The sequence below is a fragment of the Photorhabdus sp. RM323S genome, from assembly GCF_042879375.1.
GTDB classification, from domain to species: domain Bacteria; phylum Pseudomonadota; class Gammaproteobacteria; order Enterobacterales; family Enterobacteriaceae; genus Photorhabdus; species Photorhabdus tasmaniensis.
Window position 1 is genome coordinate 1 of record NZ_JBHFKZ010000010.1, and the last position, 22,859, is coordinate 22,859.

17 protein-coding genes and 2 pseudogenes are annotated in these 22,859 nt (G+C 39.7%); 3 read left to right on the plus strand and 16 right to left on the minus strand.

Going from position 1 to position 22,859, the window contains the following annotated elements:
- Positions 1-194 (plus strand): hypothetical protein (locus tag ACGF7G_RS06835; RefSeq protein WP_387464385.1); only part of this gene is annotated, 194 nt, incomplete at its 5' end.
- Between the two features lie 1,290 nt (positions 195-1,484).
- Here the strand turns inward: ACGF7G_RS06835 and ACGF7G_RS06840 are convergent.
- On the minus strand, positions 1,485-1,733 hold the full coding sequence (locus ACGF7G_RS06840) for a hypothetical protein (protein ID WP_387464386.1): 249 nt from the start codon (positions 1,731-1,733) through the stop codon (positions 1,485-1,487).
- Positions 1,734-1,757: 24 nt separating this feature from the next.
- On the opposite strand from ACGF7G_RS06840, the gene ACGF7G_RS06845 reads away from it, so the two are divergent.
- A complete protein-coding gene (locus tag ACGF7G_RS06845) occupies positions 1,758-1,994 on the plus strand; it encodes a hypothetical protein (RefSeq protein WP_387464388.1) in 237 nt (78 codons plus the stop codon).
- 199 nt (positions 1,995-2,193) lie between these two features.
- Here the strand turns inward: ACGF7G_RS06845 and ACGF7G_RS06850 are convergent, their stop codons facing one another.
- From ACGF7G_RS06850 to ACGF7G_RS06865, 4 genes and pseudogenes are all read right to left on the minus strand, one after another.
- Positions 2,194-3,768, minus strand: a complete 1,575-nt coding sequence (locus ACGF7G_RS06850; RefSeq protein WP_387464390.1) for a phage tail protein — start codon at positions 3,766-3,768, stop codon at positions 2,194-2,196.
- A gap of 347 nt (positions 3,769-4,115) precedes the next feature.
- A pseudogene (locus ACGF7G_RS06855) lies at positions 4,116-4,735 on the minus strand (CoA-transferase).
- Positions 4,709-5,476 (minus strand): annotated as a pseudogene (locus ACGF7G_RS06860) (sigma 54-interacting transcriptional regulator); the annotation flags it as partial. The pseudogenes ACGF7G_RS06855 and ACGF7G_RS06860, both read right to left, overlap by 27 nt.
- A 245-nt stretch (positions 5,477-5,721) precedes the next feature.
- Positions 5,722-6,804 carry a hypothetical protein gene (locus tag ACGF7G_RS06865; protein WP_387464392.1) on the minus strand — a complete coding sequence of 361 codons (1,083 nt, stop codon included), beginning with the start codon at positions 6,802-6,804 and terminating at the stop codon, positions 5,722-5,724.
- 1,436 nt (positions 6,805-8,240) lie between these two features.
- Between ACGF7G_RS06865 and ACGF7G_RS06870 the strand changes: the two genes are divergently transcribed.
- On the plus strand, positions 8,241-8,711 hold the full coding sequence (locus tag ACGF7G_RS06870; RefSeq protein ID WP_387464394.1) for a hypothetical protein: 471 nt from the start codon (positions 8,241-8,243) through the stop codon (positions 8,709-8,711).
- 639 nt (positions 8,712-9,350) lie between these two features.
- Here the strand turns inward: ACGF7G_RS06870 and ACGF7G_RS06875 are convergent.
- The 11 genes from ACGF7G_RS06875 to rbfA all read right to left on the minus strand — a co-directional run bounded on the left by ACGF7G_RS06875 (position 9,351) and on the right by rbfA (position 22,815).
- On the minus strand, positions 9,351-10,358 hold the full coding sequence (locus ACGF7G_RS06875; RefSeq protein WP_387464396.1) for a hypothetical protein: 1,008 nt from the start codon (positions 10,356-10,358) through the stop codon (positions 9,351-9,353).
- 1,592 nt (positions 10,359-11,950) lie between these two features.
- Entirely contained in the window at positions 11,951-13,096 is a 1,146-nt protein-coding gene (locus tag ACGF7G_RS06880; RefSeq protein ID WP_387464476.1) for an ABC transporter permease, read from the minus strand.
- The gene (locus ACGF7G_RS06885) at positions 13,096-14,241 is read right to left on the minus strand and encodes an ABC transporter permease (RefSeq protein WP_387464397.1); all 1,146 of its coding nucleotides are present in this window, start codon (positions 14,239-14,241) and stop codon (positions 13,096-13,098) included. The genes ACGF7G_RS06880 and ACGF7G_RS06885 overlap by 1 nt, the downstream gene beginning before the upstream one ends.
- 11 nt (positions 14,242-14,252) lie before the next feature.
- Positions 14,253-15,224 carry an HlyD family secretion protein gene (locus tag ACGF7G_RS06890; protein WP_133813813.1) on the minus strand — a complete coding sequence of 324 codons (972 nt, stop codon included), beginning with the start codon at positions 15,222-15,224 and terminating at the stop codon, positions 14,253-14,255.
- A 351-nt stretch (positions 15,225-15,575) separates the two neighbouring features.
- On the minus strand, positions 15,576-17,510 hold the full coding sequence (locus tag ACGF7G_RS06895; protein WP_387464399.1) for a DEAD/DEAH family ATP-dependent RNA helicase: 1,935 nt from the start codon (positions 17,508-17,510) through the stop codon (positions 15,576-15,578).
- Complete coding sequence (yrbN, locus tag ACGF7G_RS06900; protein WP_110742800.1) at positions 17,500-17,580, minus strand: protein YrbN; 81 nt, start codon at positions 17,578-17,580, stop codon at positions 17,500-17,502. The genes ACGF7G_RS06895 and yrbN overlap by 11 nt, the downstream gene beginning before the upstream one ends.
- A gap of 101 nt (positions 17,581-17,681) precedes the next feature.
- The gene (nlpI, locus tag ACGF7G_RS06905; RefSeq protein ID WP_021323312.1) at positions 17,682-18,566 is read right to left on the minus strand and encodes a lipoprotein NlpI; all 885 of its coding nucleotides are present in this window, start codon (positions 18,564-18,566) and stop codon (positions 17,682-17,684) included.
- A 123-nt stretch (positions 18,567-18,689) separates the two neighbouring features.
- A complete protein-coding gene (gene pnp / locus ACGF7G_RS06910; RefSeq protein ID WP_387464400.1) occupies positions 18,690-20,819 on the minus strand; it encodes a polyribonucleotide nucleotidyltransferase in 2,130 nt (709 codons plus the stop codon).
- Between the two features lie 246 nt (positions 20,820-21,065).
- Positions 21,066-21,335, minus strand: coding sequence for a 30S ribosomal protein S15 (gene rpsO, locus ACGF7G_RS06915; RefSeq protein WP_133813816.1), 270 nt, complete (start codon positions 21,333-21,335; stop codon positions 21,066-21,068).
- Between the two features lie 122 nt (positions 21,336-21,457).
- Positions 21,458-22,405, minus strand: coding sequence for a tRNA pseudouridine(55) synthase TruB (gene truB, locus ACGF7G_RS06920; RefSeq protein ID WP_133813817.1), 948 nt, complete (start codon positions 22,403-22,405; stop codon positions 21,458-21,460).
- Positions 22,405-22,815 (minus strand): 30S ribosome-binding factor RbfA, encoded by a 411-nt coding sequence (gene rbfA, locus ACGF7G_RS06925; protein WP_387464402.1) that lies wholly within the window; start codon positions 22,813-22,815, stop codon positions 22,405-22,407. The genes truB and rbfA overlap by 1 nt, the downstream gene beginning before the upstream one ends.
- Between the last annotated feature and the right edge of the window lie 44 nt (positions 22,816-22,859).

The following is a 22,859-nucleotide window of genomic DNA, read 5'->3' on the forward strand; positions in this document are numbered from 1 at the left end:
TAATCCTCGTTTTCACCCCTTTTAATACGGGATTTTTATTACATTTAATCACCATAAAATATCATGTTTTACATTTAAAAACCCCTAAACACCTCCACTTTTTATCTTTACCAACGCTGTTTTACCCGCCTTTTTCAGCACTTAAATCCTGCCACATTAACCGTTTTATCCCTTTTTTATTGCATGGTTTTTAGAGTTTTACCCGTAAAATAACCATCGATAAAACGCTTTAATACCTATTCTGTTCTGATAGTATTCTTTTATATGCAGATTTCTTTTCAACTCTCTTTTAACGGTTAATCATTTTCGATTAAATACCATTAAATCCCCCGCTAAAAACTCGCATTTACCGAGTTAAATCCGATCTTGATAAAAAAGCCAAAAGCTTTAATACCTTTTTATTTGCATTTTCAAATATTCATGGCAGGTTAGGTAAATGTAAAATAAATCGTGTATAAAATTTTAATCCTTGTTTTCACCCCTTTTAATACGGGCTTTTTATTACATTTAATCACCATAAAATATCATGCTTTACGTTTAATAAACCCTAAATCTCTCCACTTTTTATCTTTACCAACGCTGTTTTACCCGCCTTTTTCAGCACTTAAATCCTGCCACATTAACCGTTTTATCCCTTTTTTATTACATTACTTTTAGGGTTTTATCCGTAAAATAACCGTCGATAAAACGCTTTAATACCTATTCCGTTCGGATAATATTCTTTTATATGTGGATTTCTTTTCAACTCTCTTTTAACGATTAATCATTTCCGATTAAATACCATTAAACCCCCCGCTAAAAACTCGCATTTACCGAGTTAAATCCGACCTTGATAAAAAAGCCAAAAGCTTTAATGCCTTTTCACTTGCATTTTTAAATAATCATGTCAGGTTAGGTAAATGTAAAATAAATCGCGTGTAAAATTTTAATCCTTGTTTTCACTCCTTTTAATACGGGCTTTTTATTACATTTAATCACCATAAAATATCATGTTTTACGTTTAACAAACCTTAAATCTCTCCATTTTTTATCTTTACCAACGCTGTTTTACCCGCCTTTTTCAGCACTTAAATCCTGCCACATTAACCGTTTTATTCCTTTTTTATTGCATGGTTTTTAGAGTTTTACCCGTAAAATAACCATCGATAAAACGCTTTAATACCTATTCTGTTCTGATAGTATTCTTTTATATGCAGATTTCTTTTCAACTCTCTTTTAACGGTTAATCATTTTCGATTAAATACCATTAAATCCGCAGCTAAAAAGTTGCATTTACCGAGTTAAATCCGATCTTGATAAAAAATCCAAAAGCTTTAATACCTTTTCTTTTTCTTTTTCTTTTTCTTTTTCTTTTTCTTTTTCTCTCTATTAATCCGGTTAATCGAAAAGCTTCCTAGCTTTCTTTAACGATTTATCTCACTTTTCGAAAACCTTTTTCAACCATGTAACATCTTTTACTTAAAAAAATTTTTTAATGCGATTAATCATGCTTTCAATACCTTGTGATTAATAGGATCGAATAGAAAGCGAACGTGTTTTTCAGGAACCGGAAACCTTGCATCAGCAACTTTATCCAACTGGCTGTAAACCCGGCCAGAGAGCTGATAATGAACATCAGGCTGTTTATCTTTACTTGGGCGTCCACGGCCTTGATAAGTGACGACATCCTTAGCCTCAGGCGTATCAATACGGATAAGCTGGCATTCGGATTCAAAATCGTACAGGGTTTGCAAGGTATAGGCCTGAAAGAAACCGCCATGCCAACAGAAGGGGAGCCACTGGCAGCAGGCCGGTTCTACCGCGAGCTGGGCTCCTCATTAGGTAAAGCGCAACGGGCAAACAAAAAATCCCGGGTGAAAGCTATCCACGCCAAAATAAAAAACCGCCGCAAAGATGCAATCCATAAATACACAAAACATGCGAAAGATAACACTATCTTTAAATCAGGAATTAGGTGCGGAATGACGGATGAAATACTCCATTGCCAATTTTAAACTTTTTGTCGGCAATTTTCATGATGAGCATGGCTATCATTTTGCCGTTTGGATGTTTGTGTCCCGATGCCAAAAGATTTGGAGAGGAACTCGAAATAGAAAAATTGTAGGAAGGAATGGAAAGTGCTGGAGCTTCTGGCTATGAGTTGCAGTAATACAGGGCTATATAGCCCTGATTACAAAGCTCTGATTGCCATTATTATGGTTTTTCAGGTACTTGCACACGAACATTGATCACTCTTCCGTCTGGAATATCGCACGGTTCACCATCATTGTAATAAACGATTTCTCCTGTTGACATTAGGCTTTTGACGCGCTTATTTTGAGCAAATTTCGGTGCGTCTGTGTTTTGACGATGGTAACATTCGATGGTTATATTACCGCTGGATGTGTCTACCGATTCGCAAACCCAAATAAGATTTAACCCGTTGCTGTCTGCTGGGACGACAGTTCCACCGTGAATTCCCCATGCCCCATCTTTGGCAAAACCGTTGCAGCCGCTAATACGATATTTCCCTGTATCTACACGCTTAACAGTCACTCCCTCAGCTTCGCTAGTTAACTGGTAAGTTCCGTCTGGATGAATATCTACAACTGGGCTGGCTCTTCTAAGAATGCCGTTAGCGTCAGGGTGTGCATTTTTATCTGTCCAAAGTCGGCTAACTTTTGTATTTCCGCCCCCATCATTTCCGTGGATAAAGCTAATACCGGCATAGTCGTGATGCGCGACAAATCCTGCCCATATATCATGCATTCTTGTTATATAGCCGCCTGACCATGAATAGCCAATGCCATGCTCCCCGTTAAATCTGAATGCATGACCGCCCTGTGGCAATGATTTTATCCATGCTGTAAAATCAGTTATATTCGCTTGAGTCACATATTTTGGCTGGATAAATTCAGAACCTTCAGATTTTGTATATGCTCCGATATCCGCCGCAGTCGGTTTATTTTTTGTTGTGTAAATATAAGTCCAATCTTCCTCAAAACCATAACTATCACGGGCAGAGCGATAAGCGATTCCTCCATTTCTGTACTGCACTCTCAATTGAAAAGCGGGGCAACTTCCAATGCCATTATTGAAATGAGCGATATGCGAAGAATCTATTCCAGGGTTCAGCAAATCATATAACCCTGTGTTTGCGTTCCAAGGAACTTGATTATTAACAGTGTATCTTTCTGTTAATCCGAGCCTAAATGCTTCCACATCTCCAGCATTCAGAATAACATCCCCAGTCAACGCCTTGCCGTTAATTTTTCTGCTATTCGGCACGGCATTCTTGGCCAGATTCACAGTTTCCGCCAATCCGAGATTTTTCACAAACGCATTTTTATCCGGAATGTCTGCGCCATTTTGGTTTTTTGCCAATCTATTGTTAGCATTATCATTGATATCAGAAACAAGTTTCTGAGTGACTGCAAGTGAATTACTGTTGCCAGTTTTGTCTGTGAGTTGAACTATTCCTTTTTGAGTTAATGAAGCGCTGGGAACTTCTGTTGCTATCTTTTGTTCTAAGGCTTTATTTAATTGATTAGTGAGTTTAACTATATTTCCATCATCAAGAACATCATTGCCAGATTGTGTCTCTATAAAATTAGCCACGACAGATGATATGGTTGATGACTGACGTAATACCTTATTTAACACATGAGTGGTAATATGCTCTGGAGGAAACCCAGTTTTTAAACTTTGCTCTTCTTCATATCTTTCTTGGCTTACTACGTTAGCATTATTGCTAATAGAAAAAGCCTTAAAATCATTCTTCGTACTCATATATTCCCCTCAAATAAAATAATGTTATTTTATAATAAATATATTAAATTATTATAAAGACAATCCCCTTGGATTCGCGTTAATGACAGTTTAGTTCGAGGCAAAGATAATTAAATGTTCTTATAACTTAGAAGATTAACTATTTTTGTATAGTTGGTGGTAATAAATAATTTAACAATTTGCAACCAGAACTATATTAAATTATTTGTATTAAGTTATTTATATTAAATATCTGAAAATTATTTTTCCATTCCGCACACTGTTTCTTCATGAAATTTTCCATGATGATATTTCTTGAACTTATTAAAATAAGAGGTGAATGGCACGAATATTTAGGATACGACTAATCATAGGCCATGCCCCTGTACCGGAATAGGCATAACTTTGGGGTCATGCGCAATGCTAAATTCTGCTTCAGTTTTTTCCCGCAGAATTTCTAGTGTGACGTTTGGTGCATGTTCTTTCAGGATTAGCAGGCCTTGTTCAAAGTAGAAGACGCCCAGCTCAGTTACAATCATGCTGACTTTGTTGATGGCGGTAAGTGGAAGAGTACATTGCTTAACAATCTTGGCAGAACCATCTTTGGTACAGTGTTCCATTGCAATTATCACTTTACGGGTGCCAGTGACAAGGTCCATTGTGCCCCCCATTCCTAGTACCATCTTCCCCGGTATCGTCCAGCTGGCCAGATTGGCATACTGGTCAACTTGAAGACCGTCCAGAACACAGGTGTTTATGTGACCACCGCGGATCAGGGCAAAAGAAAGGGCACTGTCAAATATGGCCCGCCGGGCAGGATACCACAAGGTTTTCTGCCAGCGTTGACCAGATGGGGATGTGCTTCTGCCGTGGGGCCAAGGCCCAGAATGCCGTTTTCTGACTGGAGAGTAATGTGCATGTGATCAGAGTTTAGCTGTGAGGACTGTTCAGATGACAGATATTCAGGTAGATCATCAGGGAAAATAATAAATCCGGTACTCATGATCACTGCGCGTTCAAGGGGGTTGGAGAGTTACCGAACATTACCCGGCCAGTGGTACTCCTCCAGAATTGACAATGTACTGGCGTCCAATCCGATGATTTCTTTATTGTTTTCTGCACTGAATTTTTGCAAGAAATGATGAGCCAGCAGGGGAATATCCTCAGGGCGTTCCCGTAGTGGCGGTGGAGAAAGATGGATAACGTTAAGACGGTAGAAGAGATCCTGACGGAACTCTCCTCGTTCCACCATAGCAGTCAGATTACGGTTAGTTGCTGCAATCAAGTGAATATCAGTTTTAATAGTCTGGCTGCCGCCTAAGCGTTCAAATTCTTTTTCTTGTAATACACGTAGCAGTTTGGCTTGTAGGCTTAGGGGCATCTCGCCAACTTCATCCAGCAACAGAGTGCCCTGATTGGGACGTTCAAATAGCCCCTGACGTTGTATCTGTGCGCCAGTAAAGGCCCCTTTTTCATGGCCGAATAGTTCACTTTCCAGTAAAGATTTAGGTAAAGCGCCACAGTTGATTTTGATGAACGGTCCTTTTGCCCGTGGGCTGTTGTAATGGATGGCTTTAGCGATTAGTTCTTTACCGGTACCGCTTTCGCCAGTAATCAATACTCTCGCATGGCTGCGGGCAATTTTCGCTGTATCTCGGCACAAGGCCATCATTTTGGGGCTGTTAGTTAAAATCCGATCCCTGCAGTAGCTGTCGGATGAGGCACGGTGTCATTGATTGACTTCCTGCTTCATCAATTAGCCTCCGAAAAACCTCGCCGTTCAGGATAGGGGAAAGCGGTGATTGGGAGTATAGAAAGCGTTGCCGAATGGGGGCAAGGGCGAAAATAGGTAAGTGTGAGGGGGCTTCTAATGGGTTTGGTTCACTTTAGCCTTATAGGTGTATAACGTAGTGATGACCTGTTGGTACTGAGAAGTACGGCATTGTATTCAATACCGTACCTTGAATCTATTTGCTAAGACAAATGTAGGAGAGGGTTTCTAAGAGAAATAGTTATAGTTCCGACTTGATTACCTTTGCGGGTATCTTGTCCATAATTAAAATCAAAATATTTCATCTGGTCTCCGGTTTCTACCATCTTTCCATTAATTGCTGTGAAATTTTTGCGGAGCATTGTATTAAGTCCATAGGCATTAGCATCTTTTGGTGCGACATCAATGACGACTTTTCCTGTATTCTTTTCCCCTTTAGCCATGAAATTGAACATACCTTTAGGGTAGTCTTCTCTGTAAATATCTAATGGGAAATTGATGCCATCCAGGGAATTGAGATTTAATGAAGTGTCTCCAGCTTTGAGGATGAAATTTGTGCTGGGTAAAGAGGGATCTTGTTTATCCAATTTATTATTTATATCCAATACTTGGGAGCTTATTAACATCTGTGCATTATCTTGTAAGATGATACTACCACCACCTATAGAGACAATATGACTTTCAAGACTAGCTTGAGCGGATTCAGTGATAGAGAAATAACAATTTAGTGAGATAAAGTTTTCTATGTTTTCTGGTACTTGTTGGATCTTAAAACAACTTTTCCCTGATATATCCACTGTTGGTTTTTCTTGTATTGGTGCTGTATTTTTGTCGTTATTTGTGTGGGTGCTGATTCCTATAACTCCGGCGTTTTCTATTGTAAAGGTACTTGAGTTTTGTAGTTCAATTCTATTTTTATAGTTAAATAAAAAAATTTCATTATTCAGATAAAAATTAACAGGTTTTTCTTTACTTCCAGATATTATAAGATTTCCTGAGGATATAGTTATTGTTACCCATGGAATTTCATCTGTATTTTCTGACTTATAGGCTTTGTCGCTTTCGTTTAGTTCAATTAATGGCGAAAAAGGCCAATTAATATTATTTCCTTTATTATTTCTCGTGTTATCAGTGGTATCCAGTGTTAATTTGTGTTCTCCCGCGTCCATTGTAAAGGTGAAACCAAGAGTTTTATTGAAAGAATGTAATGGGGGAATACTTTGAGTGCCGTATTCATGACTGTATAATTGATTTTCATCAGGGAACCAGATAAATTTTTCGTTCATTGTTCTACCCTTGTAGGAGTTGATATTATTTTTGTAATTAAATAAACGTGAATTAATGTAAATATAGTTCAAAATGGGTGGATTTCAAGATACTTTTAACCTATTTTATTGTGATTTTGTTACTGCTGGATGAAACTTAATATCAGCATTTTTCTCTGTTTTTGATAAAATATTTTAATAGTTTATTTATATAAATCATAACACTATAAGGGAGTGGTTTATTACGTTTTCTAACCAAATAATGCTGTATGAATGCAGATTTACTCGATCATAATTGGTGAAAAAATTGCTTAAGTTGATAAACAATTCTTTGTGATTGAGAAAATAATGATAGGTGATAATCCTGTGTCAGGATAGATGTATTTGGTGGGTTATTAATGTAACTGGTTATAAGAAGACGATATTAATTTTAATATGAAAATTAGCAATCTCATAATTTCTCAATTGTAGAGAAAAGGTGTGAGTTCTATAGGGTATAGAAGGATTATATCAGGGCGAGAACACGAACGTTTTTTGAACTTAAATTGCACGTAACACAATCTAAATATAAACAAAAAACACTCAATTCAACGCTATTCAAGCATTGGGCAGTGCTTTATTTGAGCGATTTGTTTAAAATACAGCCTTTCATGCTCTCGCCCTGAGGATTATATCGTTTTATTATCTTCTGCCAAAGATTTTCGTTGGAATTTTAATCTATTGGTTTTATTGGATAAGTCTGTGCTAAGTAGGCTATCAGCACATTTCAATAGCCTGTTATCATCTTATTTCTTTTCATATAGACAATTAAGATAGTTGAGTGAACCAATCGATTTTCCTATATGTGATTTAAATCTCAAAAAATAAAATTTCTAATTCATGTACGCTTTATTGTAGATTGTCAAATGAAGTGATTCTTTGAAGGGGGTTTTATTTTGGATAACATATACTGAATACTATAATTAATTGTAAATACTACAATAATTGCAAAATTAATTGAGAATATATTTGAGCGTGACGATTTCTAGGATGGTTAATTTTATTAGGAGATAATAATAAGCAAGATCAGAATATTATTCTGCTTTGTATTTTTTTAGCACTCTTATAGGCATAATTAACTTATTTTATTTTTTACATAGATTATTTTGTGGTTTTCAATGTCTCAATATGAAGATGGATAAGATGTCATAAAATAACTTTAAAATTTAGTGGAAAAGATTAGAACTTTGGCTATATTTAATTAACAACGTAACATGATAAATAAAAATGATAATACTTTAGTGGAATAGAAGATAAAATTTTCCGTCAACAATCAATTTCGAGATTAAGGAGGTGATTAGAGATTAATTTATCAATTTAATTAAGTCAGAATTTATATTGTGTTTTGAATGTAAAGATAAATGCTATTCAATATCTTATGATGTTTTTTTGATTTTTTAATAATATAGGTGAATGAAATGATAGAAAAAATGGATAATATTGAAGCGTTACAAGTCCTTGAGAGTTTAAAATCAACACATATTGTTTCTGTGTCCAATTATTTGCCTCCTGATACGATAAAGTTGCATGTAATGCCATATAGTCTACCATACTATAATTTTATCGTTGATGTGGAGACTACGCAAGTACCCCCTTGTGGCTTATTACTAATTCCATTGACTGGTCCAATGGATAAGCGAGATGATACAATTCTACTTGCCACTATGCCTATTCCAGGTAGGGGGCCTGCTCGTCAAAATATTTGGCTATTCCAAGATAAATACAGTAATGACAATGCTGTTATGTACAATATTGGTGATGCCTATAATTACAACAATAGACAACCGGTTCATGGTGATTCTAAAGGTGGGGGACAGAGGCATATGATAGTTACTCCTGATCCGAAAGTGAAAGAAAATATTATTTTGACAATGTATAGAGCGTTATAATAGACCATTTTTATGAAATGGAATTTTATAGATTAAGTATTTTCAATTTATTGAAAACTCATCATGAACTTAAATAAGTTTTTGCAAACTTACAAATTAAATTATATGTAATTGCTTTACGAGTATGATGGTTTTTTAATTCATGGCTACGCTCTAGTCGTAGCCTTTTTATTTTATGGGTAATATAATTCTAAGATATAGAATAATATTTATAATTAACAAATTAATGATATGAGGGATGTTATCAACAAGTAACTAATACTGTTGTTTAGGCGTTAGGTTGTTTGATTTTTTTGGCTTATCTATTGATAAAAATCTATTAAATCAGATTTTTTTCTAATCTTATATTCTGTACAGCCAAATGGTATATTGCTGATTTTTATTTTTCCATATTGCAGGTTAAAACCACCGTCTTTAGACGGTGACTTTGACTTTAATGTTTTGACCTATGCGCGTTTACGAGGTGCGTGGTTCGACGACTTTCAGTCGTCGGCACCGAAGTGCGCTAACCCACCTACTTCAGTAGGTGGTAGTTAAGTTATATTGAGTGGTACGTCATCTTATTTTGTGTCGTACCACAAAGGGAAAATTAATTATGGCCGGCCATGTGTTTATATTTACTCTATAAAATAATTGATATTATAATTTGAGTGATATTTTTGTAGTTGTCACACTATTACCTTGGCGATTTTCAGTTCCATAACTAACGCTAAAATTCTCTTTTTCTGCTATTTTCCCATTTATAGCTATGAGTTTTTTATTAAATATCTTATCGATGAATTTGGGGTCATTTATGACATCAATGATAATTTTTCCTTTATTATCACCTTTTGTAGTAATGAAGTTAAATAGGCATTCAGGATATTCTATATTATCAAGATCCAGAGGAGAATTAATACCAGAAAAAGATGATATTTTTAATAAAGGAGAACCGGTTACAAGATTAAATTGTGTCTTACTTATGTCTATACCACTTTTCGGAAATATACCGTTGTTGTCTAACATTAACTTTGAGTTATCTTGTATGTGTATATTACAGTAATTAAATTGACCATCTCCCAGAAATAGTCCACTACTTTCAAAAGTAAGTTCAGATGAGTCCTCCAGAGAAATACTACTGGCCAAAAAAATAAATGCAGGAGAATCTTGTTGTATATCCATTGGTTGTGTTATCTTGAATTTGCTTTTTCCTAACATAGTTAGTATAGGAGGCTTATCAGAAGTAATATAATCTATGAACATAAACACAGTTCCTGGGTTTCTTATTTCTAATTCGCTTAAGTCTCTAAAATCAAATGTGGCGCTATCAGCGCAGCCAAAATAAATAACCGTATTATCTCTTTTTTCTGATTGATAGTCTATTGTTAATATCCCTGTAGAATTATTTATTGCCATAACTTTGTCACTACCAATGAGTTCTCCATTATCGTTGGAACTAAACTCTGGCCAATAGATAGAGACATACTTAGATTTGCTTGTCAATGTTAATATCTTATCATTTTTATCCATGGTAAAACTGGTACTATCTGATTTATCTAACGAATTAGATTCAGATTGCGGAGGAAGGATAATCGTTTGGGTTCCATAATCGTCAGTGTATATTTTAATTTCCTGTTGATTTGATGATTTAGTAAAAATTTTTCTCATTTTTAATTCCCCATAAAAATTAATTTTTTCATAATTCAGAGTGGTTAAAATAAATATAGTTCAAAACGGATGAATTTCAAGGTAATAAATAACTTATATCCATATTTTATTAATTTATTTCTCGTTCAACATAAATACAATTTTAGTGAGTGGTTTAGTCGCTTCTACTGTTAATGAGTTTACTTGAAGAATAACATTTTATCTTTAAATCTAAACGTTAAGCACAATTAACTTTAATATTTTATTCTTTGAATGGTTGGGTTTTATATCTTGAATTATTTAAACTTTATAATACATTGATTCAATTGAAAATTAAATTTATATTATATGTTGTTTGAATGGAATTTATCCATATTGATCTGTCTAATTAATGCTTAATTAATAAAGGTTTATATTTAACTCATTATAATCTTGTAGGGTAAATAATATCATTCTAATGATAGCTATTTGGAGTTAACATATGGTTTTATTTATATGATATTCCAATTGGCTTGTAATTATGTGGGGAATTGACTACTTTTTTAATATGAATATATGAAACTTTCAGATTCACTAAAGAATGGTGGATTCACATCATAAATGCAACATAATTACTCTGCGAGTAAACAAGTTCGTATTCGATTAAATCATTTATTTGCGGATTTTGTTATTCCTATTTTTTACGAATAATTATTTAATTGGCTGATAAAGAATTCACTCTCCGATTGAAAACGTTATTAAATCCGGTTCTTTTTTTAAATATATTGTCTGAATGACCTATTATATATTCTTATGTGTCTTTTTACAGGGGATATAAGCATTAATAAAGCCAATGCTTTTTCTCATTTTTACTGATAGATTTATGATGGGTAGGTTTTTAACCTCTGGTTTTAATTGATATAATAAAGTCTTAACCGTTGTTTTTACTGCTTTTAACACTTGATTTTTATTAAACTTAATCATCATGGTATATTGTGTTTTACGTTTAACCAATGTTAATAATATTCGATTTTTATCTTTATTGAAGCTGTTTTACTGGAAATTCTGGGTAGTTTTTATAAGTTACCATCCTTTGTTTTATCTTCATAAATAGACTTGTAAATAGCTTTGTAGTATACAGATACTCCTTTATGTTTTTTCGGATAATATTTTTTGTCGCTGATTTATTTTAAGTTTTTTGTTAATGGTTAATGTCATTTAAAAAACTGCACTTATTAGTCGAATCCGCCTAGGCAATATATTTTCCAAAAGGAGCAAGATTTAATAACATTTTTAACTGGGAATAAATTTTTTCATAAACCAATTAAACCATCAAGCATAAAAATTGGTATAAAAAAAGAGACCCTGTAAATGATTTAACCGAATACGAACCAAGTTACTTACAACATTATTATGTTGAATTTGTTATAAAAAACCACGATACTTTAAATATGCCAATTTAAACTTACTTTACCCTGATTTAACCCGTTCAATCGCATTTCTTTTCTACGCTTCGATTTAATACCCGTCCAACCGTTATAACCTTTCTAACTAATTAATTCGCCAGACTTTTAACCATTGGTACCAATTTTTCGGTTAAAGATAACTCGACACCACAAGCAGAGCTTGAGCCATCACTTAAATATCCTTCGCAAATAATAGGTTATTTTCCTAAATTCACCATTACGCACCATCCCGATCAGAATCCCCAGCAGCGTATAAACCACGCCAAGGATCAGCATCATGGCGATATCTCCCAGTACATTCTGTAATGGCAGCCCCATCTGGTTAACACCTGCAATCGCTTTTGTCGCCCAAGTGGATGGTAAGGCGGAAGAGATTGCCCTCACCCAATCAGGCATCGCCTGTACCGGCCAGATTGTGCCGGAAATATAGAACACCGGCGTTGTGCTAAGGGCAAGCGTCAGATAGATCATTTCCACACTGCGCATGCATTCTGTCACCAGCTTCCCCAATCCAAACACCGATAACATAAACAGGAAAGTCAGCATTAATAACAGAGGAATAGGCGCTTCCTGACGGTATCCCAATACCCACGGCCAAAGAACAAAAAATATGATGGAGAGGAAAAGCCAGATGGGTAATAACGCCGACAATGCCCCTAAATAGACGGGTAATGGTGGTTTACCTTTCGGCGTACTGCGCATCGTAATACTGACCCGCACACAAGATATGAGTAAAGAGTGTTGCAACAGCATCACCAACAAACCAGGAAAGGTAATTGCAGCAAAGCTAACACCTGGGTTGAACAACCCAACAGTTTCACTACGAATTGGCATCAGTAATAGTTTTACCTGTTCAGGACTAAAACCATATTTCAGTAGTAATTTGCTGTTATATTCACTCAGCAATTGCCGGTGAGCAGAGGTCAACTCTTGCTGAATTTGCCCATTGGCAAGACGACTCGTTGCATCTCCATAAATCGGGAAGGTGATGTTTTTTCCATTAAGGATATTTTTCTCCAGATCCGCCGGTATGATGATGATCGCAAAAATTTCACGTAATAGCAGATCGTGACGAGCATCAGCCAGATTGTCATAGCTGTGAACAGCAATTTTAGCCGTGGAATTAAGCTGACGTATCAGAGCACGACTGGCGAAGCTGTGATCCTGATCGATCACGGCAACGGGCAAATCCCATACTGTTGGCCGGACATACACTAAACTCATCAGACACAGGGAAGCCAGCATCAACATCCACATGGGTTTTTCCAGCATTCCCATTAATACCCGGCGAAAAGTCTGCCAATACATCTGCATCATTCACCACCTTGTGGCAGACTAAGCCGTTTCAATAACCGGTTACGCACCAGCAGGGAACAAACGACCGGATAGCTCAGTAACGAAGCACAAACAGATAAAATACCCAGCAAAGAAACCTCACGCAGAAAAATATCAAACATCGCATTCAAGGCATGGGTCAAAGGCTCAAGATTGGCAATTATCCGCGCCGGCAATATCATTGATAATTCGGGTACTGACATACCTGAAAAGGTCATCGCGATACTTACCAGCACCCCGATAAGGCTATAAGCTGTCAGTGCGCTATTAGTGAAAGTAAATAACAACAGGCCAACACTCTGGGCGGCAATCACATAGAAGAAACCTACTATCACCATATATATTGGATTACCATTCACTTTTGCATCAAATACCCCAATCAGCGCCGCCAACTCCACAATCAACAACAGAGTAAAAAACAGGGTATAAGGCGCCAGTTTTCCCAACAGGGCGAAGGTAAACGGTTTCATTGTCATCAGCGTACTGCCGCGAGACATGCTGTAAATAGTGCAAGTCACAACAAAAAGCTGTAACAAATGGATAGTAGCCGCAAACTGCTGATAATAGATGTAACTACCACTGGCGTTGAAAAGACTGTCATAAGCAAGTGTGACATTGGCTAACGGAGGTAACTGGTGCCCCATCTCCGTTGCCAATACGGAACGGTATTTCGCATTGATTTCCGCCATTACTCCACTGAAATCCTGAATAGAATAACTTCCAGCGCCATAAAACAGTGCGTTGTAATACATACGCACTGTTGGCTGGTACCCCCGGAGGGCATCAGCCTCAAAATTATTCGGGATATAAAGCAGGGAATAATCCTTAGCGTTGCCAAGCCGTTCAAAAGATTCATGCAATCCGCCATCATAGGATTTAATATGCGCATGAGAAGCGCCATCCAGGTTCCGTATCAGACTACGTGACAACGGGCTATGATCATTATCCACTACCGAGACTGGCAGATTGAGCAACGTCCCTTCTGAAAAGTTAGCGCTGATTAACACAAACAGCATCAAAGGGAATAACCAACTTAGCCAGTGAAAAACCGGACTGCGGATCGTTGCCCGAATCTCTTGACTAAAAGCGCGCTCGAACCCACGCCATGCAACCTTGCCCCTCATCAACCAGCCACCTATTTATCCCAACGCCACAAGGCGCTCATGCCAGGGCGTAAGCCTTCAACCGGCTGTAAGGGGAATAAACGAACTTCAAAGGTTCTCAGATCAAAATCACCGGTTGCACGAGTCGCGCGTTTGGTTGCGTAATCTCCCATCGGGGCGATATAACGTATTTCTGCTTCGATCTCTTTATCACCCAGCGCGGGAACACGCAGTTTGACTTTATCCCCTTTACGCACTTTCGCCAGAATGTCTTCCCGCAAGTTATAAATAAAATAAGCTTCCGGTACGCGAACTAATGTCACCAACGGGCTGTTGGCATTAAATAATTCACCAACCTCTGCCGGAATCGGACCAACTTCACCCGCCACTGGCGCTTTAACCTGCAAATCATCACGTTGGGATTGTAATTCAATCAGTTGCTGTTCAGCCTGACGTAAAGCTGCCGCATATTTCTGGCGTAGCTCAATCCTGTCACCATGTATGCCTTCATCTAACGCAGCTTTCGCTCCCTGCATTTTTTGATAGACAACATCCCTGTCTCTGCGGGCATTATCCAGTTCATTTCGTGAAACATAGCCTTTAGACGCTATGTTCTGAATACGGTTATATTCACGTACCGCATTATCATATTCAGACTGAGCTTGTGCTAAACCCGCTTGCAGATTCCGGATACTTTCTTCACGCGTACCATGCAGAGATTGCTCTAACTGGGCTTTAGCCTGATCACGGACAGCTTCCAATGAAGCAACTTGAGCCAGTAATTCAGGGCTTTCAAGTGTGATCAAGAGCTGACCTGTTTTGACATCATCCCCCCGTTCGACGTGACGCTCGAGCACTCGGCCTTTGGCTTTGGATGCCACAATCACTTCCGGTGCATCAACTTCACCTTGCAGTAATAAATATTGGTTATGAGAACGGAATAGCACAGCCATTGCTGTGAGCAAAATAACCAGTAAGATCGTAAAAAGGGTTCTTTTTTTCATTATGTCTTACACATCCAAAATTGCTCAATCGGAAACTAATAGCATCTTCACATTATTCTATAGAAAGTTTCTTGTATATTTGTGCATATAATCACTAGCAGAAAGAATAGATCTTCATAATAGTGTAACGGTTTATGACTCTTGTCAAATATTGACCTACTTAAAATAAGCTTTTGATAATCTTGTTAGCTAATTCGGTAAACTGGTAGCCTTCGCCATCCTTCCGGAAAACTTAGTTACCAATATATGTCGAAAAACAACGAAAAGGGAGAAAGGCTATTTATGTGTACTGACAAAAAACAGCTCCTGTAAAAAGGAGCCGTTTTATTATTTGAATATTAGTTCAGTCAATTACTGCGCGTTACTGTTGCTATAACGGCGGCGTGGAGCAGCAGATGAACCTTGATCATCACTGCGGCCACGGAAATTGCTACGGCTTTGGCCTTCACCACGACTTTCGCCACTACGGCCTTCACCACCACGGCGCTCACCGCTAAAACGACGGCCACCACCGTTAAAATTTTCACGATCACGACGAGGAGCATTGCCGTTACCGTTACCATTACGTGGGCCACCACGGCGTTCGCGGCGTTCGAATGGCTGTGCATCACCCATTAACTGCATATTCATTGGCTTATTCAGAATACGAGTACGGGTAAAGTGAGACAACAAGTCGCCTGGCATACCTTTTGGCAGCTCAATTGTAGAATGAGTTGCAAACAGTTTGATGTTACCAATATAACGGCTGCTGATATCGCCTTCGTTAGCAATCGCACCAACGATATGACGGACTTCAACACCATCATCACGACCGACTTCAATACGGTACAGTTCCATTTCACCCACATCACGACGTTCACGACGAGGACGATCACCACGTTCGCCCCGATCACCACGATCATCCAAACCATTGCGACGACGATCATCACGCTCATTGAACTCACGACGAGGACGGCGAACCGGATCAGGTGGCAGAATCAATGGACGCTCACCTTGTGCCATTTTCAACAACGCCGCTGCCAGAGTTTCGATGTCCAAATCTTCCGCCGGTTGCAATTTGGATAACAGAACGCGGTACTGTTCCAGATCACTGCTTTCCAACTGCTGCTGTACATTGGCAGCGAATTTTTCCAAGCGACGCTGACTCAAAAGCTCCACATTTGGCAATTCAACTTCAGGAATAGTCAGCTTCATCGTACGTTCAACGTTACGTAACAAGCGGCGTTCACGGTTTTCTACGAACAATAACGCACGGCCCGCTCGGCCCGCACGACCAGTACGGCCAATACGGTGAACATAAGATTCCGCATCCATTGGAATATCATAGTTAACAACCAGACTGATGCGCTCAACATCCAGACCACGCGCGGCAACATCCGTCGCGATCAAAATATCCAAGCGACCATCTTTCAGGCGTTCTAGTGTCTGCTCACGCAGTGCCTGATTCATATCACCGTTCAAGGCTGCACTGTTGTAGCCACTACGCTCCAGCGCCTCTGCCACTTCCAATGTTGCATTTTTAGTACGCACGAAAATAATCGCAGCATCAAAATCTTCAGCTTCCAGGAAACGTACCAGCGCTTCATTTTTGCGCATACCGTGAACAGACCAGTAGCTCTGGCTGATGTCAGGACGAGTAGTTACACTTGCCTGGATACGCACTTCCTGCGGATCGTTCATGAAACGACGAGTAATGCGGCGGATAGCTTCTGGCATTGTTGCAGAGAACAGCGCAGTTTGGTGTTCAGCCGGGATCTGGCTCATGATGTTTTCAACATCTTCGATAAAGCCCATGCGCAGCATTTCGTCTGCTTCATCCAAAACCAAGCCGCTCAAGTTAGAAAGATCCAAAGTACCACGTTTCAGATGATCTAAAAGACGCCCAGGTGTACCCACAACAACTTGTGGGCCTTGACGCAAAGCACGTAGCTGAACGTCGTAACGCTGCCCACCATACAGTGCAACAACATTCACGTTACGCATATGTTTAGAAAAATCTGCGCACGCTTCAGCTACCTGTACCGCCAGTTCACGGGTCGGGGCCAGAACAAGGATCTGCGGAGCTTTCAGCTCAGCATTGATATTATGTAATAAAGGCAGGCTGAATGCCGCCGTTTTACCACTGCCGGTCTGTGCCATACCCAACACGTCACGACCATTTAGTAAATGGGGAATACATTGTTGCTGGATTGGAGATGGCTTTTCATAGCCAAGATCTTCCAGTGCAGAAAGAATAGGTGCTGATAAACCTAAATCAGCAAAAGAGATTTCAGTTTCAGTGGTCATGTAATGGTGCCTCATTAGTTATGGCGGCCAGTCTACATAACGCATTGAAAAAAATTTCGGTCATTTTCATTTAAAATGTGAACTGGCTCAAAGTATGTAATTAAACGAACAAACAAGCCCTCATCGGTCAAGATGATGGACTTTGCAAATCGATCTCGAAATGTTCGTCAGCTATTGCTGGTCCGATTCTGATAGGTCGTCTTGTTCCTGGCCTAACAGCGCCAATTCCAACAATGCGTAGCGGTGCTCAACAAAGTTATGTGCATTGTTAGCTACCGTCAGCTTGAATAACGCAGATGCGCTATCCTTGTCCCCCAGACTTAGGTAATGTTTACCTAAATAGAAGTCAGTTTCACTGAGATGCTCAGCGAGCGAAGTGTTATCCGTTGCATTCTCTTTCAGGCGATCCATCAATGTATATTCACTGATTTTGCCTAAATAGAATTCAACTATATTCCAGCCCCATTGCCCCCGGTTCGCTCTTTCATAGTGTTGCGACAAGTTTACCATCGCTCCTTTAGGATAAAATTCTTTTTCCACCAGGTATAACCATAACGAACGGAAGGGATCATTTGGATCGTCTTGATAAAACGCCTGCAGATCATCCTGCGCTAACTTATACCGGCCACCGTAATACAACGCGATGCCGCGGTTCAGACGCGCGTAATTGTAAGTTGGATCAAGCTCTAATACAGAATCAAACGCTTCATAGGCGGCATCAAAATTGCCAGCCTGCGTAAAGTAAATGCCCAGATAATTAAAAATCTCTGGAATATTAGGCCGAATAGACAAGGCAATAGAAAAATCATTCCGTGCCAAGGCTCTCAGCCCGAGACTATCATACAGCACACCCCTCTCATATAAAAGCTGTGCGTACTCATCTTCTGTCAATGATCGACTCGCAAGAATCTGTTCCATACGGGCCAGAATAACTTCCTGCTGCAATGAAGGTTGTAATGGAATAGCAAAGACTTCGTTTTTACGCCAATCCTTACTGCTGCATCCTGCCAAAATAAGTATTGCTACAGCATAACACCAGCGCAGAAAAAAATTCATTTCCTACTCCCGAAAGTCAGACATTGATTAAGAATGCCCTATCACCTATTGCATTTATTGGGCCTCCTGCCCTGAGTCTGTTAAACGGCGCTTTTTTACAAGACACCGTTTATGACATCAAATTTATTCTGCTGATTGTGGTGCTGGTTGTGCTTCCTCAGCCACGGTGCCGGCTGTCGCTTCTTTGATGCTCAGGCGAACACGACCCTGGCGATCAATTTCCAGTACTTTAACTGATGCTTCCTGACCAACCTGTAAATAGTCAGCCACTTTCTCAACGCGCTTATCAGCAATCTGAGAAATATGTACCAGACCTTCTTTACCACCACCAATAGCAACAAATGCACCGAAATCAACGATACGAGTTACCTTACCAGCGTAAATACGGCCAACTTCGATCTCTGCGGTAATTTCTTCAATACGACTGATTGCATGTTTTGCTTTTTCGCTATCAGTTGCAGCAATTTTCACGGTGCCATCATCTTCAATTTCAATGGTAGTCCCGGTTTCTTCAGTCAGTGCACGGATAACCGAACCACCTTTACCAATAACATCTTTGATCTTATCAGGGTTGATCTTGATAGTGTGAATACGTGGTGCAAATTCAGAAATATCATTACGTGGGCTGTTAATTGCCTGTTCCATCACGCTCAGGATATGCAAACGCGCACCTTTTGCCTGATTCAAAGCAACTTGCATAATTTCACGAGTGATACCTTCAATTTTGATATCCATTTGCAACGCACTGACACCTTCACAGCTGCCCGCTACTTTAAAGTCCATGTCACCCAGATGATCTTCATCACCCAAAATATCAGACAGAACAACAAAGTTATCACCTTCTTTCACCAAACCCATTGCAATACCAGCAACAGCCGCTTTAATCGGTACACCTGCATCCATCAACGCAAGAGATGCGCCACAAACAGATGCCATTGAAGATGAACCGTTAGATTCTGTAATTTCAGAAACTACACGAACTGTGTATGGGAACTCGTTAGCTTTTGGCATAACTGCCAATACACCACGTTTAGCCAAACGACCATGACCAATTTCACGACGTTTTGGTGAACCCATCATACCTGTTTCGCCAACAGAATATGGAGGGAAGTTATAGTGCAGCAAGAAGCGATCTGTACGTTCGCCCATCAGCTCATCAATGATCTGTGCATCACGTTCTGTCCCCAGAGTCGCACTAACCAGAGCCTGGGTTTCACCGCGAGTAAACAATGCAGAACCGTGAGTACGAGGCAGAACACCAGTACGTACATCCAACGCACGGACCATATCTTTTTCACGGCCATCAATACGTGGTTCACCGCGTAAAACACGACTACGAACAACATTTTTCTCTAAGCTGCCCAGAATTTCATGGATTTCCGCTTCTTCCAAAGTTTCATCCTGCTCTAACAGCGCTGCTGTAACTTCATCTTTGATAGCATCAACCTGAGCATAACGCTCCTGTTTCTCAGTGATACGGTAAGCATCACCCAGACGCCTTTCTGCTAATTCAGCTACACGATCATGCAACGCCTGGTTAACAGATTCTGGCACCCAATCCCATTTCTCTTTGCCCGCTTCCGCAGCCAACGCATTAATGTTATCAATAACCACTTGTTGTTGATCATGGCCGAACACTACCGCACCCAGCATTTGTTCTTCAGCCAGCAGATCTGCTTCAGATTCCACCATCAAAACAGCACCGGCAGTACCTGAAACCACCAGATCCAAACGGCTGTTTTTCAGCTCATCACTGGTTGGGTTCAGCACATATTGATCATTAATATAACCAACGCGAGCAGCGCCAATCGGGCCATTGAATGGAATACCAGACAATGCCAGCGCAGCAGAAGCACCAATCATTGCAACGATATCCGGGTTAATTTGTGGATTGACAGAAACAACAGTCGCTACAATTTGAACCTCGTTCAGGAAACCTTCCGGAAACAGAGGGCGCAAAGGACGATCAATCAAACGGGCTACCAACGTTTCGCCTTCTCCTGGGCGACCTTCACGACGGAAGAAGCTGCCTGGGATACGGCCAGCGGCGTAAGTACGCTCCTGATAGTTAACAGTCAGCGGGAAGAAACCCTGACCAGCTTTTACTTTTTTCTGACCAACAACAGTGACGAATACAGCAGTGTCATCCATATTGACCATGACAGCAGCTGTGGCCTGGCGTGCCATCATACCAGTTTCGATAGTAACGGTATGTTGACCATATTGAAATTTACGAACAATCGGATTTAGCAAAATAATATCCTTTCGTTAACGTTGTCTTTTATATTCAGCAGACAACAATGAATGATCTCTTCATGCCACATCCTCGCGACTAATGACAGCTCTCACTCCTTTAAGCACTCTCATTAGCCGCGCGAACCTCTGTAACCGAAGAGCCTTACCCAAAAACCATCATCAGCATTCTTATGCTGTTACATATGATGATTTCTCAGAAGAAAAGGGGCCATATATGGCCCCTTTCCACTGAAACTTGCTTGATTAGCGACGTAAGCCAAGACGCCCAATCAGCGCAGTGTAACTTGTTACATTCTTACGCTTCAGATAGTCCAGCAATTTACGACGCTGAGAAACCATGCGCAGCAGACCACGACGGCTATGGTGATCTTTTTTGTGCTCTGAAAAATGGCCTTGCAGATGGTTAATTTGTGCGGTCAGCAGAGCAACCTGCACTTCACTAGAACCACTGTCATTCGCATCACGACCAAATTCAGCAATAATTTGCGCTTTTGCTTCAGTATTTAGAGACATATTACAACTCCAAAAATACATAAATTAAAATTACAGGTGCCGATCTCTAATTCAGCTACCCAACATATAGCTGCGCCATTCTACGCTGCAAATAAGTTAAGCGCAAGATAGCCCCAAATACCCTAATCCTGGTTTTCAACAACCAAACGGCGAGGAGCAACAAGCCCATCATCATTGATAACAGCAATGCCAATGAATTTGCGTTCATTACCCTCAGTTACACGCACTATACTCTCAATCAGAGCCAGAGATTTAGCACTTCGTACCGCCTGACCTTGTTTAAAATAAGCCGCAACTACCGGAAGTAAATTAACCTCTGGGAAATGAGCAACTGCACTATCCATGGGTAATAACAACGAATCAATTAATTCGTCCACAGGTATTTCCCGATCTTCAGCCTGCTTTTGCAATTCATATAATTGCTCAAGCGTAACCATTCGATCATTTGGATAATTTGCTACCTGTAAACGACGTAAATAAATAACATGAGCACCACAACCTAATAATTCACCTAAATCATCAATAATAGTGCGAATATAGGTTCCTTTCGAACAGTGTATTTCCAATTCCAGTTCATCATCTTCCCAGCGGATAAACTGTAATTCATAGACCGTAATTGGCCGTGCTTCCCGTTCTACTTCAATACCTTGACGAGCATACTCATACAGTGGTTTCCCCTGATGTTTCAGTGCAGAATACATTGAAGGAATTTGCATGGTATCACCGCGAAATTTAGCCAAAGCTTCATTAAGCTGAACCTGATCTAACCGGATTGCTCTTTCACTGATAATCTGCCCGTGTGAATCAGATGTGTCAGTACGCTGACCAAGGCGGGCTATCACCCGATAACGCTTATCAGAATCAAGTAAGAACTGGGAAAACTTCGTAGCTTCACCGAGACAAACCGGCAGCATACCCGTTGCCAGCGGATCCAACGCGCCAGTGTGACCAGCTTTATTGGCGTTGAAAATACGTTTTACTTTTTGCAACACATCATTAGAAGAAATATCCTGCGGCTTATCCAGTAACAACACGCCATGTATATCACGACCGCGACGACGACGCCCCATTACTGCTCCTCTTTGTGATCCACAGAAGCCCGGCGCTGTTCATCATTCTTCACAACATTAGTGACCAGATTGGACATTCGCATCCCTTCGACCAGGGAATTATCATAGGAGAAAGTCAGTTCTGGTACGATACGCAAACGCATTGCCTTACCCAGCAAAGAACGAATAAAACCAGAGGCTTCATTCAATGCCTTAATACCATTTTTCACCACATCGGAATCATGTTCTTCAGTCAACACATTCAGAAAGGTAACAAATACTTTGGCATAAGCCAAATCACGGGAAACTTCAACACCAGAAACAGTCGCCATACCGATCCGAGGATCTTTTACTTCTCTCTGTAAAATGATGGCAATCTCTTTTTGCATTTCCTGTGCAACGCGTTGAGTACGGCTGAATTCTCTTGCCATTGTTATATCTCCTGACATTTGGGGGGCATAAGCCCCCCAACAAT